12 protein-coding genes, 1 pseudogene and 1 riboswitch are annotated in these 13,165 nt (G+C 74.4%); of the genes and pseudogenes, 6 read left to right on the top strand and 7 right to left on the bottom strand.

Going from position 1 to position 13,165, the window contains the following annotated elements; genetic code table 11:
* Positions 1-72 precede the first annotated feature (72 nt).
* The gene (locus ACU436_RS17890) at positions 73-297 is read left to right on the top strand and encodes a hypothetical protein (RefSeq protein WP_459026627.1); all 225 of its coding nucleotides are present in this window, start codon (positions 73-75) and stop codon (positions 295-297) included.
* On the opposite strand, the pseudogene ACU436_RS17885 reads toward ACU436_RS17890, so the two are convergent.
* From ACU436_RS17885 to ACU436_RS17860, 6 genes and pseudogenes are all read right to left on the bottom strand, one after another.
* Positions 244-558, bottom strand: a pseudogene (locus tag ACU436_RS17885) (LLM class flavin-dependent oxidoreductase); the annotation flags it as partial. The gene ACU436_RS17890 and the pseudogene ACU436_RS17885 overlap by 54 nt on opposite strands.
* Positions 555-1,658 carry an LLM class flavin-dependent oxidoreductase gene (locus ACU436_RS17880; RefSeq protein ID WP_459026625.1) on the bottom strand — a complete coding sequence of 368 codons (1,104 nt, stop codon included), beginning with the start codon at positions 1,656-1,658 and terminating at the stop codon, positions 555-557. The gene ACU436_RS17880 and the pseudogene ACU436_RS17885, both read right to left, overlap by 4 nt.
* Complete coding sequence (locus ACU436_RS17875; RefSeq protein ID WP_459026623.1) at positions 1,655-3,259, bottom strand: dipeptide ABC transporter ATP-binding protein; 1,605 nt, start codon at positions 3,257-3,259, stop codon at positions 1,655-1,657. The genes ACU436_RS17880 and ACU436_RS17875 overlap by 4 nt, the downstream gene beginning before the upstream one ends.
* The gene (locus ACU436_RS17870; protein WP_459026622.1) at positions 3,256-4,131 is read right to left on the bottom strand and encodes an ABC transporter permease; all 876 of its coding nucleotides are present in this window, start codon (positions 4,129-4,131) and stop codon (positions 3,256-3,258) included. Before ACU436_RS17870 ends, ACU436_RS17875 begins: the two co-directional genes overlap by 4 nt.
* Entirely contained in the window at positions 4,128-5,069 is a 942-nt protein-coding gene (locus tag ACU436_RS17865; protein ID WP_459026620.1) for an ABC transporter permease, read from the bottom strand. The genes ACU436_RS17870 and ACU436_RS17865 overlap by 4 nt, the downstream gene beginning before the upstream one ends.
* Entirely contained in the window at positions 5,066-6,658 is a 1,593-nt protein-coding gene (locus tag ACU436_RS17860) for an ABC transporter substrate-binding protein (RefSeq protein WP_459026618.1), read from the bottom strand. Before ACU436_RS17860 ends, ACU436_RS17865 begins: the two co-directional genes overlap by 4 nt.
* Positions 6,659-7,021: 363 nt before the next feature.
* Between ACU436_RS17860 and ACU436_RS17855 the strand changes: the two genes are divergently transcribed.
* The 5 genes from ACU436_RS17855 to ACU436_RS17835 all read left to right on the top strand — a co-directional run bounded on the left by ACU436_RS17855 (position 7,022) and on the right by ACU436_RS17835 (position 12,547).
* Positions 7,022-7,579, top strand: coding sequence for an FAD-dependent oxidoreductase (locus ACU436_RS17855; protein WP_459026616.1), 558 nt, complete (start codon positions 7,022-7,024; stop codon positions 7,577-7,579).
* A 249-nt stretch (positions 7,580-7,828) separates the two neighbouring features.
* A complete protein-coding gene (locus ACU436_RS17850) occupies positions 7,829-8,677 on the top strand; it encodes an SAM-dependent methyltransferase (RefSeq protein ID WP_459026614.1) in 849 nt (282 codons plus the stop codon).
* 43 nt (positions 8,678-8,720) lie between these two features.
* Positions 8,721-8,834, top strand: a riboswitch (SAM riboswitch).
* A 40-nt stretch (positions 8,835-8,874) separates the two neighbouring features.
* Positions 8,875-10,227: an aminotransferase class V-fold PLP-dependent enzyme gene (locus ACU436_RS17845; protein ID WP_459026612.1), complete on the top strand. Its 1,353-nt coding sequence runs from the start codon at positions 8,875-8,877 to the stop codon at positions 10,225-10,227.
* Positions 10,228-10,334: 107 nt separating this feature from the next.
* Entirely contained in the window at positions 10,335-11,159 is an 825-nt protein-coding gene (locus tag ACU436_RS17840; RefSeq protein ID WP_459026610.1) for a pentapeptide repeat-containing protein, read from the top strand.
* A gap of 152 nt (positions 11,160-11,311) precedes the next feature.
* Positions 11,312-12,547 carry a flavin-dependent oxidoreductase gene (locus tag ACU436_RS17835; protein ID WP_459026608.1) on the top strand — a complete coding sequence of 412 codons (1,236 nt, stop codon included), beginning with the start codon at positions 11,312-11,314 and terminating at the stop codon, positions 12,545-12,547.
* Positions 12,548-12,551: 4 nt separating this feature from the next.
* Here ACU436_RS17835 and ACU436_RS17830 read toward each other — a convergent pair whose 3' ends face one another.
* A complete protein-coding gene (locus ACU436_RS17830; RefSeq protein WP_459026606.1) occupies positions 12,552-13,145 on the bottom strand; it encodes an amino acid synthesis family protein in 594 nt (197 codons plus the stop codon).
* Positions 13,146-13,165: the final 20 nt, after the last annotated feature.

Raw genomic sequence — 13,165 nt, 5'->3', positions numbered from 1 at the left:
GAGGATCGCGCCGACCTGCGTCGCGTAGTCCGGGGTCGGGTCCTCCGGGCGGATCCCGAGCAGCCGCGCGAGGTGGACGTAGGTCGAGAGGTCGCCGCGGAAGCGGGCGGCCGGCGGGACCAGCAGCCCGTCCACCACCCGGGACGGGGGCGCGGGCGGCGGTTCGGCGTCGCGCTGCGGGGCCGTGCCGGCCAGCCGCAGGATCTTGTGGATGTCGAACCGGCCGAGGCCGAGGTCCACCCGGCCGGGGTGCAGCGCCGCGACCGTGCCGAACTGCTCGGCCGCCTGCAGCGGTGAGGTGACCGGGAGCTGCACCGCGCCGGAGCCGACCCGGATCCGGGACGTCGCCGCGGCGATCAGGGCGACCAGCACCGGGGTGGACGACGAGGCCACCCCGGACGCGAGGTGGTGCTCGGCCACCCAGTACCGCCGGTAGCCCGCCCGCTCCGCGACCCGGGCGAGGTCGACGGAGTTGCGCAGCGCGTCGGCCGCGACGCCACCGGCCGGGACCGGTGCGAGGTCGAGGATCGACAGCCGGGCCGTCACTGCGCTCGTCATCGGGCCACGCCCACGGGTGCGTCGGTCGGCCGGGCGTCGTCCGGGTCGCGGGGCACGGCACCGGCGAGGGGGCGGCTCGGCACGGCGGCCCGCAGCGCGGGTGCCACCTCGGACTGGAGGGTCTCCAGCATCGCGCGGTGCCGGCGTGGGGTGAGCCCGTCGCCGTCCAGGTTGAGGTGCAGCACCTCGTGCCCGAACACCGAGTGGTAGCGCAGCACCTTGTCCACCACCTGCGCCGCGCTGCCGACCAGGGCGGACGAGCGCTCGACGAAGTCCTCGACGTCTCCGAACACGACCGGCAGCCCGAGCCGCTCGGCCGCCGCGCGCCGCGCGGCGAAGGCGGGCCGGAACTCCTCGATCGCCTGCTGCGAGGTCTTCGCGATGTGGAAGCCCGCCGTGCCCGCTCCGACGAGCGCGGCGGCCGGGTCGTGGCCGTGCGCCACCCACCGCTCGCGGTAGTGGGCGATCAGCTCGGCGTAGGGCTCGATGGGGTGGGTGACGTTGGCCGAGAACAAGGGATCCCCGTACCGGGCGGCCACCTCCACCGACTCCTTGCTCGTGGCGCTGCCGTGCCAGACCCGGATCGGCACGACCGTCTGCCGCGGTGGCGGCCACGTCTCCGCGGCGGCGAGCGGCGGGCGGAACCGGCCGCTCCAGGTGGTGCGCTGCTCGCGCCACAGCCGGCGGAAGAGCTCGTAGCCCTCGGCGTCCCACTGGTCGTCGGTGGTCACGTGGAACAGCTGCGCCTGCGCTGCCCCGTTGCCCTTTCCGATGATCAGCTCGAGGCGGCCGTCGGCGAGCTGGTCGAGGGTGGCGTAGTCCTCGTAGGCGCGCACCGGGTCGAGCAGCGCGAGCGTCGTGACCCCGGTGAACAGCGTGATCCGCGACGTGCGCGCCGCGATGTGGGACAGCACCACCGGCGGCGCCGAGGACAGGAACGGCCGCTCGTGCCGCTCCCCCACCGCGTAGCCGTCGAAGCCCAGCTCCTCGGCCAGCACGGCGTTCTCGACCACCCGGTGCAGGCGGGCGTTCGGCGTCGGCGTCCGGCCGGTGCCGGGGTCGGGCCCGTTGGTGATCAGGGTCAGGACGAGGATCTTCATGCCGTTTCCTCCAACCGGCGTCCCGCGATCGCGGCGAGCAGCTCGCGGGTGTACTCGTGCTGCGGGTCGGCGAAGAGCTGCTCGGTGGGCGCGAGCTCGAGCAGCCTTCCGTCGCGCAGCACGCCGACGCGGTGCGCGATCCGGCGCACCACGGCGAGGTCGTGGGAGATGAACAGGTACGCGAGCCCGGCGTCGGCCTGCAGCTCCGCGAGCAGGTCGAGCACCTGCGCCGACACGCTGACGTCGAGCGCGGACACCGGCTCGTCGCACACCACGAGGTCGGGCGAGAGGGCGAGCGCACGGGCGATCGCCACGCGCTGGCGCTGGCCGCCCGACAGCTCCGCGGGCCGCCGGTCGAGCACCGACTCCGGCAGCGCGACCCGGTCCAGCAGCTCGGCGGCCCTGCCGCGGCGCGACCGCGCGTCCCCCACCCGGAACGCCCGCAGCGGCTCGGCGATCACCTCGGCGATCGGGAAGCGGGGGTCCAGCGACGCGTACGGGTTCTGGTAGACGAGCTGCGCGCGCCGCCGCAGCTCCCGCCACGCCCGCCCACGGACGCGCGTGATGTCGGCACCGTCGAACGCCACCGTGCCCGATGTCGGGTCGGCGAGCCGCAGCACCAGCCGGGCGGTCGTCGACTTGCCCGAACCCGACTCGCCGACCAGGGCGAGCGTCTCGCCCCGCGCGATCGCGAAGCTCACGCCGTCCACGGCCCGGATGCGCCCCCGCCCCAGCGGGAACTCCTTCACCAGGTCCCGGACCTCCACCAGCATCTCGGCCCCGGGCGCCGGGCGTTCGCGCACGGCGTCCCGGTGCAACCCCGGCGCGCTCGCGAGCAGCCGCCGCGTGTACGGGTCCCGCGGCGCGGCGAGCACCTCCCGCACCGGCCCCTCCTCCACGACCCGTCCGGCCTGCATCACGACGAGCCGGTCGGCGCGGTCGGCCGCCACCCCGAGGTCGTGGGTGATCAGCAGGACGGCCGTGCCGGACGCGCGGACGAGCTCGTCGAGCCGATCGAGGATGTGCCGCTGCACGGTGGCGTCGAGGGCGCTGGTCGGCTCGTCGGCCACGAGCAGCTGCGGGCGGGCCGCGATCCCGATGGCGATGAGCACGCGCTGGCGCATCCCGCCCGACAGCTCGTGCGGGTACTGCCGCGCCCGTGCCTCGGCGTCGGGCAGCCCGGCCTCGGCCAGCAGCTCGACGGCCCGGGTGGGGGCGCTGCGCCGGTCGGCCGGCCCGTGCACCTTGAGCGCCTCGGCGACCTGCGCCCCGACCCGTTGCACGGGGTTGAGCGCGACGCCGGGGTCCTGCGGCACGAGGCCGATCCGCCGGCCGCGCACGGTGCGCCACGCCCGGTCGGACAGGCCGGTGAGCTCCCGCCCGCCGAGGGCGACGCTGCCCGCGTCGATCCGCCCGGTGCCGGGGAGCAGCCCGGCCACGGCGTGCGCGAGCGTCGACTTCCCCGAACCGGACTCCCCGACGATCGCGACGATCTCCCCCGGCGCGACGGCCAGCGAGATGCCGCGCACGGCCGCGACGGGGCCACCCGCGGTGGCGTACGAGACGTGCAGGTCCTCGACCTGCAGGAGCGGCGTAGTCATCGGGCCCGCTCCCGGTCCAGGGCACGCGAGATCCGGTTCACCGCGAGCACGGCGGCCGCGATCGCGGCCCCCGGCACCGCGCACAGCCACCACGCCACCGCCATGTAGTTGCGCCCCTCGGCCACCAGCGAGCCCCACTCCGGGGCGGGCGGCGGAGCGCCGTAACCGAGGAACGACAGCGACGAGACCGCGAGGATCGCGAGGCCGAACTCCAGCACGGCGAGCACGAGCACCGGCCCGGCCGCGTTCGGCAGCACGTGCCGCAGCAGCGTGACGTGCCACCGGGTGCCGACGGAACGCGCGGCCTCGACGTAGGTGGACTGCCGCACGCGCAACGTCTCCGCGCGCATCACGCGGGCGAAGCTCGCGACGCTCGCGATGCCCACGGCGATCGCCACCTTCACCGTGCCGTAGCCCAGCGCCGTGATCAGGGCGAGCGACAGCAGCACCGCGGGCACCGCGAGCAGCACGTCGACGCCGCGCATGAGCACCTCGTCGAGCCAGCCGCGGACGAAGCCGGCGAGCACGCCCACCAGCCCGCCGACGACGAGCGCCACCGCCACCGCGATCAACGTGGCCTGCAGCGAGAGCGCCGCACCGTGCACGACCCGGGTGTAGACGTCACGGCCGAGGTAGTCGGTGCCGAACAGACCGGCCGCCCCGGGGGGCTGCAGCCGCAGCGCGGGTACGCCCGCGGCCGGGTCGCCGGGCGCCAGCACCTGCGGCGCGAACGCCGCGAGCACGACCAGCGCCACGTAGACCACGGAGACCACGAGCCCGGGCCGGCGCAGCAGGAACCGGACACGGCCCTCCCGGCTCGGTGGTGCCCCCTCGGTCTCGACCGCCTGCTCCCGAACAAGAAGCTCCGTCATGCGGTCGCCCCGATCCGCGGGTCGAGCAACGGGTAGATCAGGTCGACCGCCAGGTTGACCAGCACGAACACCGCCGCCGCGAACACCACGATCCCCTGCACGACCGGGATGTCCTGCACCCCGACCGCGGCGACCGTGAGCCGGCCCAGCCCGGGCCGGGTGAACACCGTCTCCGTCACGACCGACCCGGCGAGGAGGTTGCCCACGACGTAGCCGAGCACGGTGAGCGCGGGCAGCGCGGCGTTGCGCAGCGCGTGCCGCAGGTGGATGCCGGCGCGGCCGACGCCCTTGGCGCGCGCGGTGGTGACGTAGGGCTCGCCGAGGGCCTGCGAGAGGCTCTTCGCGAGCACCTGCGCCACGAGCGCGCCGGTCGGCAGGCCGAGCGTCACCGCCGGGAGCACCAGCGCCGCTGCCCCGTTCGCACCGAGGGATGGCAGGAGGTGGAGGCCGAAGGCGAAGACCTGCACGAGCATCAGACCCACCCAGAAGACGGGGAGCGACACCGCGAGGGAGGGCAGCCCCATCAGCAGCTGCCGCAGCCACAACGCTCGGGTGTAGGTGGCGGCGAGCGCCACCGTGCCGCCGAAGAGCACCGCGACCACGAGCCCGGCCGCCGAGATCGCCACCGTGGGCGGCAGCGCCTCGAGGATCGCCCCGCGCACGTCCTGGCCGTTCTGGATCGAGGTCCCGAAGTCCCCGGTGAGCGCCGCGAGCAGCCGCTGCCCGTACTGCACGAGCAGCGGCTGGTCGAGCCCGTAACGGGCGCGCAGCGCGGCCAGCTGCTCGGGGGGCAGCGGCTCGCCGTCCAGCCCGCCGCTCGCCATCGTCGCCACCGGGTCGCCCGGCAGGAGGTAGAGCACGACGAACGACACCGTGAACGCCGCCCAGAGCACCCCGACCGCGGCCAGCAGCCGCCGGGCCAGGTACCGACCGGTCACGGCTGCGCCTTCCAGGCGTCGTGCAGCTGGATCCGCGAGCCGGAGTCGAACAGGATCCCGTGGACGTCGGCCGCGACGCCCAGCACCGTCGTCAGCTCGACGACCGGGATCGCGTGGTGCTCCTGCACGAGCAGCTGCTGGGCCTGCGCGACGGTGGCGGCGCGGGCCGCCTCGTCGGGCTGGGCCGCCTGCTCGGCGAGCAGGGCGTCGAGCGGGCCGGGTGGCAGCCGGTAGTAGTTGTTGCCGGCCGTCGCGTAGGTGCTGCGCAGGATGTCGGGGTCGGCGCGGGTGGTGTTGCCCCACGTCGCGGTGAACTCGCCGGACTGCAGCGTCGGGGTGTTCTCCGAGATCGGCTTCTCCCGCAGCGCCACGTCGATCCCGACCTTGCGCACCTGCTGCTGGATCAGCTCGACGGCGGCGCGGTTGGCGGGCGAGTTGGAGTACCAGGTCAGCTCCACCGCCAAGGGCGTGCCGTTCCTCGCCCGGACACCGTCCGGGCCGGGCAGCCAGCCTGCGGCGTCGAGCACCGACCCCGCTTGCGCCGGGTCGAACGCGAGCAGGGCGGACTGGTCGGAGTACCCGGGCGTCGTCGAGGCGAGGGCGCTGGCGGCCGGCTTCGTCTGCGAGTTGTAGACGGTGGCGACGACCTCGGCGCGGTCGATCGCGAGCGACACCGCCTCCCGCACCGCGGGATCCCCGCCGACCGGGGTGGCCTGGTTGAACGAGATCCCGAACGGGATGCCGGGGTTGGACCGGCCCTGCAGCTGCGCGCCCGCGCCGGTCAACGGCACCTCGTCCTGCTGCGCGAGGTTGCTGACGGCGTCCACCTCGCCGGACATCAGGCTCCCGACGCGCACCCCGGACTCCGGCACGATCCGGAACTCGACCCGGTCCAGCCGGGCCTCACCCGGCGACTGCCACAACGACGAACCCCAGGCGTACCCGGCTCGCTTGGCGAGCACGATCGAGTCGTCGCGGGTGTAGGACTCGATCACGAACGGGCCGGACGCGATCACCGAGGCGCAGCGCTCGTCGTCGCTCTTCGCCACCGTCGCCGGGGACAGGATGCCCAGGCTGTGCGTCGACGTGCCCTGCAGGAACTGCACGTTGGGCCGGTCGAACGCCACCGTGAACCGCGTCGGGCTCTCCACCGTGGTGCCCGCGTAGCCGGCCAGGTAGCCCTTCGGCAGCGTGCCGCGGGCGCCGAGGTCCTGGACGGCGTCGAAGTTGGCCCGCACGGCCGTGGCGTCCAGCGGCGTGCCGTCGCTGAACGTCACGCCCTCGCGCAGCGTGAACGTGTAGGCGCTGGCGTCGGCGTTGCTCTCCCAGCTCGTGGCCAGCCACGGCCGCAGCGCGCCGGTGGCCGGGTCCTGGTCGGTGAGCGAGTCGACCACCTGGCGCAGCGAGAAGATCGTGTCGTTGCTGCCGACCTGTTGGGGGTCGACGCACCCCTGGTCGCTGCTCACCGCGAACCGCAGCGTGCCGCCCGGCTGCGGGACGCCGGGGTCGGCGGTGCCCGCCGATGGCGAGGAGCCGCACGCGGCGAGCAGCAGGGCTGCGGCGAGCCACGGGGCACGGGGTCGGGGCATGAGTGGTCCTTCATCCGGGAGTACGCGCAGGCGTCGGCACCGCCGCGGCACGGCGGCGATGTGGGAGGGTCGGGTCGGCTCGTCAGCCTCGACAGAGCGCCGCACAAGTGCGGCACAGATCGACGTGGTGGCGCCACGCATGCCACGTCGTACGCATCTCGATCCGCTCCAGGTATCTCGGCCGCTCTGGATGGTGCTTCGAACTTACGTAGCGATCGCATCGTTTTTCAAGCGGTGTGTCGAGCACCATCGGAAATCACGAAATGACCGGACAGAATGACCGGCAAATGTCCGTTCGTTGACATCGCACCGGCCCGGCCACCTACCGTGATGACCTGCTGACCGGGAGAGCTGGAGGCCGCCGTGCCCTGTCCACCGAGCCTGCTGGACCCGACACCCACCGACGCCCCGTCCCTCACCGTCGACGTCGCCGTGGTCGGCGCGGGCCCGGCGGGCGCCGCCACCGCGTGGCACCTCGCCCGCCGCGGACTGCGCGTCGCGCTGCTGGAACGGCGGGCCGCGGGCGAGGTCTGGCGGGCGGCAGGCCCGGCGCCGTGGACCGACGCGGGGCTGGCCGCGCGGCTCGCCGCCGAGGCGACCCGGCTCTGGCGGGAGGTCGAAAAGGCCACCGGGGCGGAGCTGCTGCACGTCGAGCACGGGATGTGGCAGGTGCGGGCCGACCAGGCGACGGCCGCGCTGACGGCCGCGGCCACGGCGTGGGGCGCGCAGTTGCGCCACTGCGACGAGGTCACCTCGATCGACGCCGCCGACGGCGGAGCGCTGGTGCGCACCCGATCCGCCACCGTGTGGGCCGCCCGGGTGGTGCTCGCCGGTACCGGCCCGCTCGCCGCCGCCCCGGACGCGCCGGTCGCCGCCGTACCCGGCCGGGGTTCATTCGCGATTCCCGTGCTCACCCGCTGACGGATCACACCCCGGGTTCCCGGAAACGCAGTCGCGACCCGGATGTGCGGCCTTATCCGGATTCGAGCCGGTACGCATGTCGAGACCCATGTCGAGAGGCTTCTCGCGCGCACCGTCCTCTTGCTCTGCCGATGACGGGCTGTCGAGGAACGCGGGCCGGTCCGGCTTGCCGGTACCGCGGTCTACTACCACGGTCCTCGGGTCGATACGGTGGGCCCGATCGATCACCGACGACCGGAGCGGGGAAGCGTGGCAGAGGACCGGATCGAGATCGCCGACATTCCGACCGACATCCCGACTTCTGCCCGCGCGTATGGCTGGCTGCTCGGCGGCAAGGAACACTTCGAGATCGATGAGACCTTCATGAAGGCCACGCTCGAGGTCTTCCCCACCTGTCTGGACATCGCCCGCCAGAACCGGCGATTCCTGTACCGCGCGGTCCGCCACCTCACCGAGGAGGTGGGGATCCGGCAGTTCCTCGACATGGGCTGCGGGCTGCCCACGGACAACAACGTGCACCAGGTGGCCCGGCAGTTCACCGACGACGCGCACGTCGTGTACGTCGACATCGACCCGATCGTGCTGGCCCACGCACGCGCGTTGCTGGCCCGCGACGACTCGACCGTCGTGATCGGCGCGGACATGCGCGACCACGAGGCGATCCTCGAGCACCCGGACGTGCTGCGCATGATCGACCTCGACGAGCCGCTCGCGGTGCTGTTCCTCTCGGTCGGCCACCACATCCTCGACGCGTTCGACCCCCGCGCCGTCCTGCACGGGGTGATCGACCGCGCCGTTCCGGGCAGCTACCTGGCCTTCTCCCAGGTGGTCTGCGACGACCCCGAACGCGGGGCCCGGTTCGAGAAGTCGATCAACGAGTACGGCATCCCCTGGCGCAACCGCACCGAGGCCGAGGTCGACGAGCTGCTCTCCGGGTTGCAGCCGGTCGAGCCGGGGCTGGTGAACCTCGCCGACTGGCGCCCCGTGGCCGTCCAACCACCGCTCGCGCCCGTGCCTGCGGAGATCGCGCAGTACGACGGGGCGTCCCTCTCCGACCCCTCGATCTACGAGTACGGCGGGGTGCTCCGCAAGATCTGATCCGCTTGACCGATCGCGTCCCCCGCCCGTAACGTCCTCGTCAGGTCAAGAGCGCCAGCGTCAAGCCCCGGCTCGCTGGCCGGCAACCCTCCTCCGCGGTGGGGTGCTCCGGGTGACGACCAGGCCGCCGTGCAACCACGGCCGGCAAGCGCGGACCCGACATCCGTCCGGGTCCCCAGTGGGTCCGGAGGACCTTCATGACCGCTGTGCTGTCCGCCCGCCCCGGCGTCCGTGCGCCGGCGGCGTCCGTCACGGGCGCCGACCTGCACGTCCCGCTCGTCACGGGCGAGGGCGTGCGCTACGCCAACCTCGACCTCGCCGCCAGCGCCCCCGCGCTCACCGCGGTGGCCGACCACGTCGCCGCGCTGCTGCCCTACTACGCGAGCGTCCACCGCGGCGCCGGCTACGCCTCGCAGGTCTGCACCGCTGTTCTCGAACGAGCCCGGGAGACGGTGGGGCGGTTCGTGGGCGCCCGCGCCGACGACGTCGTCGTGTTCACCCGCAACACCACGGACGCCCTGAACCTGCTGGCCCGGTGCGTGCCGGGCCCGGTGCTCCGGCTGGACGTCGAGCACCACGCCAACCTGCTGGCCTGGGGCCCGGGCCGGGTGCTGCGGGCCGCCGGCACCGTCGAGCAGACCCTCGCCGACCTGCGCTACGCCCTCCCCGCCGACCGGCCCACGCTGCTCGCCGTCACCGGGGCGTCCAACGTCACCGGCGAGGTGCTGCCCCTCGGCGAGATCACCGCGCTCGCCCACGCCGCGGGCGCCCGCGTGGTCGTCGACGCCGCCCAGCTCGCCCCGCACCGCAGCGTCGACATCGCGGCCACCGGCGTCGACTACCTCGCGTTGTCCGGGCACAAGCTCTACGCCCCGTACGGCGCCGGGGCGCTCGTCGGGCGCCGCGACTGGCTCGACGTCGCCGCGCCGTACCTGGCGGGCGGAGGTGCCGTGCACGCGGTCACCGCGCCCGCCGAGGGCGGCGCCACCGAGGTGTCGTGGGCGCCCGCCCCGCACCGGCACGAGGCCGGCACCCCGAACGTCCTCGGCGCCGCCGCGCTCGCCGAGGCCTGCCGGGTGCTCCCCGGCGTGCTCGACCCGGCCCACGAGGCGGCGCTCCTCGACCGGCTCGAGACCGGACTGGACGCGCTGCCGGGGGTCCGGACGCTGCGGATCTGGCCGGACAGCACCGACCGCGTCGCCGTCTGCACGTTCGTGGTGGCCGGCCACCCGGCGGGGCGGGTGGCCGCATACCTGTCGGCGGAGCACGGGATCGGGGTGCGGGACGGGAAGTTCTGCGCCCACCCGCTGCTGCAGCGCCTTGCCGGCACCGCGGACGGCTGCGCGGTGCGCGCCAGCCTCGGCCTCGGCACCACCGTCGACGACGTGGACCGGCTCGTCGACGCCGTCGAGTGGCTCGTCAGCGACGGGCCAGGCTGGGACTACGCCGTGGTCGACGGCCGTTGGAGCCCGGTGCCCGACCCGCGCGAGGCCGACCCGCTGGGCGTCGGCGGCCCGACGGGCCCGGCGCTCCCCGCCTGCGGCCACTGAGGCCGCCGGCCGAGAGGTCAGGAAAGCCACATTCCTGTACTGCAGGTTCATGAATGTGGCTTTCCTGAACCCGTGGGCCGGTGGCCGCCCCGGCCACGGGTAGGACAATGGGGGCGATGTCCGTCCCCGACCGCCTCACCGCCGACTGCTCCCGCTGCGCCGGGCTGTGCTGCGTCGCCCTCCCGTTCGCCGCGTCGGCCGACTTCGCCGTCGACAAGGCGGCCGGGACGCCGTGCCGGCACCTGGAGCCCGACTTCCGCTGCGGCATCCACGCCGGGCTGCGCGAGGCCGGCTACTCCGGCTGCACGGTCTACGACTGCTTCGGGGCCGGGCAGCAGGTCGTCCAGGTGACGTTCGGCGGGCGGGACTGGCACGGCCACCCGGAGCTCGCCGACGCGATGTTCGCGGTGTTCCCGGTGGTCCGGGTGCTGCACGAGCTGCTGTGGTACCTCGCCGAGGCGCGGGCGCTTCCCGCGGCGGCACCGCTCGCCGAGGCGCTCGACGCGGCGCTCGCGGAGACCGACCGGCTCGCCGCGGGCACGCCGGAGGAGCTCGCCGCGCTCGACGTCGAGGCCCACCGGCGGTCGGTCGCCGACCTGCTGGGACGGGTGAGCGACCGGGCCCGGGCCGGCAGCCCGGGCCGGGACCACCGGGGGGCGCAGCTGCTGGGGGCCCGGCTGCGGGGAGCCGACCTGCGCCGGGCGAGCTTCCGCGGCGCCCTGCTCGTCGGCGCGGACCTGCGCGGGGCCGACCTGCGCGGGGCCGATCTCCTCGGTGCCGACCTGCGCGGAGCCGACCTCGCCGGGGCCGACCTGCGCGACACGCTCTTCCTCACCGCCGCGCAGGTCGCGGCGGCCCGCGGCGATGCCGCCACCCGGCTGCCCCCGGCCCTCCCGCACCCGGCCCCCTGGACGGCCCCCCGCCGTAGATGACCCCACCGCGACAGCTCACACACCAACATGCGCGCTCGCACACCAACTGCAGTTCGTGTGTGAGTACCGAAGTTGGTGTGTGAGCCGCCCGGCCGACAGTTGTCCATCCTTCGGCTTCCGCAGGCAACGGGACGTCGCTAGTTTCGGCACCCATGAAGGTGCTGATCGTCGGGGCCGGGATCGGCGGGCTGGCCACCGCCCTGTTCCTGCACGATGCCGGGATCGAGTCCGAGGTCTACGAGCGCAGCCCCGTCATCCGCGAGCTCGGGGTCGGGATCAACGCCCTGCCGCTGGCCGTCGCACCGCTGGCCGGGCTGGGCCTGCTCGACCAGCTGGACGAGGTGGCGGTCCGCACGAAGGAGCTGTTCTACAGCCACCGCCTCGGGCAGGTGATCATGCACCGGGCGTGCGGGCTCGACGCAGGTTTCGACGTGCCGCAGCTGTCGGTGCACCGCGGCCGGCTGCAGGGCGCGCTGGTGCGCGCGGTCCAGGAGCGCCTCGGCCCGGACGCCGTGCACACCGGGTACCGGCTGGCCGGGTTCGAGCAGGACGGCGACGGCGTCCGCGCCACGTTCACCGACCCGGCGGGCGGCCCGCTCGGTGAGCAGGTGGGCGACGTGCTGCTCGGCGCCGACGGCATCCACTCCACCGTGCGCGCCACCTTCTACCCGGACGAGGGCCCGCCGCGCTGGAACGGTGTCGTGATGTGGCGCGGCGCCACCGACTGGCCGCCGTTCCTGACCGGCCAGTCGATGATCGTCTCCGGCGGGAACGCGGCGAAGCTGGTGCTGTACCCGATCGGCCGGGGCAGCTCACCCGACACCGTGCTCACGAACTGGGCGATCTGCATCCGCACGGGCGAGCCCGGCGACCCGGCACCCCGCCGGGAGGACTGGTCCCGCCCGGGAGACCGGGCCGAGCTCGCACCGCACGTCGAGCGCTTCCACACCCCGCACCTCGACCTGCCGGGCCTGGTCGCGGCCACCTCGGAGTTCTACGAGTACCCGATGTGCGACCGCGACCCGCTGCCGCGGTGGAGCCACGGCCGCGTCACACTCCTCGGCGACGCCGCCCACCCGATGTACCCGATGGGCTCGAACGGCGCGGGCCAGGCCGTGCTGGACGCCGTGGCCCTCACCCGCAACCTGACGTCCGGCGCCGACCCGGAGGCCGCGCTGACCGCCTACCAGGACGAGCGGCTGCCGGCCACGCGCGAGATCGTGCTGCGCAACCGGGTCGGCGGGCCGGAGATGGTGATCGACGAGGTCGAGCGCCGCGCCCCGGACGGCTTCGACCGCCTCGACGACGTGATGGACCCCGCCGAGCTGGAGGCGATCGTCAAGAGCTACGCCGCGGCGTCCGTGGCGACGCCGACCGGGCGGCCCTGACCGATCAGTCGAACGACTCCAACAGGGCGTCCACCTCGTCCTGGGTGGGTCCCTTCGAGCGCGCGTTCGGCCGCGGACCCGTCGTGTAGCCGACGAGCAGGAGCAGCTCGTCCGGGCGTGGGGCGTCCGCGACCGCGACGGTCAGCGTGTCCATCGCGTCCAGGTCCCAGCCCTCGTCGAGCGGCCCGAAGATGACGTCGATCGAGGTGCCGGCGGGCCCGATCCGCGCGTTGCCGGGGATGAGCACCCGTCCCCGCCGCAGGGTCGCCCGCATGGCCATGCCCAGCCTCGGGTGGATCAGCGCGGCGCCGTGTTCCGGATCGCCGGCCAGGCCGATGAGCGCCGCCTTGCCGTAGGCGCGGATCCCCGCCGCGTCGCCGATCCGGTCCAGCGCCCGGGTGGTGAGCTGCTCGCCCAGCACCTCCGACAGCTCGACCAGGGGCGAGATGTCCGTCGACGCGGGCCTGCCCGCCAGCGGGTTCGCCGCGACCGCACCCACCACGATGCGGGTCAGGGGTGGGGAGACCGGGCGCCCGGACTCCACGTGCACCTGCTCCTCGAACTGCACGAACTTGCGAACAGCCGGCTGCTCTGCCATGTCGCCTCCCTCGGGCTCCC

The sequence above is a fragment of the Pseudonocardia wallangbongensis genome (assembly GCF_054486945.1).
Note: the sequence above shows the minus strand (reverse complement) of the source record. Positions and strands in the feature narration are given on the sequence as shown.

Coding starts and splice junctions, on each gene's coding strand:
- ACU436_RS17880 (WP_459026625.1), bottom strand. CDS start 1,658: ATGAAGATCCTCGTCCTGACCCTGATCACCAACGGGCCCGACCCCGGC.
- ACU436_RS17875 (WP_459026623.1), bottom strand. CDS start 3,259: ATGACTACGCCGCTCCTGCAGGTCGAGGACCTGCACGTCTCGTACGCC.
- ACU436_RS17870 (WP_459026622.1), bottom strand. CDS start 4,131: ATGACGGAGCTTCTTGTTCGGGAGCAGGCGGTCGAGACCGAGGGGGCA.
- ACU436_RS17860 (WP_459026618.1), bottom strand. CDS start 6,658: ATGCCCCGACCCCGTGCCCCGTGGCTCGCCGCAGCCCTGCTGCTCGCC.
- ACU436_RS17845 (WP_459026612.1), top strand. CDS start 8,875: ATGACCGCTGTGCTGTCCGCCCGCCCCGGCGTCCGTGCGCCGGCGGCG.
- ACU436_RS17840 (WP_459026610.1), top strand. CDS start 10,335: ATGGGGGCGATGTCCGTCCCCGACCGCCTCACCGCCGACTGCTCCCGC.
- ACU436_RS17835 (WP_459026608.1), top strand. CDS start 11,312: ATGAAGGTGCTGATCGTCGGGGCCGGGATCGGCGGGCTGGCCACCGCC.
- ACU436_RS17830 (WP_459026606.1), bottom strand. CDS start 13,145: ATGGCAGAGCAGCCGGCTGTTCGCAAGTTCGTGCAGTTCGAGGAGCAG.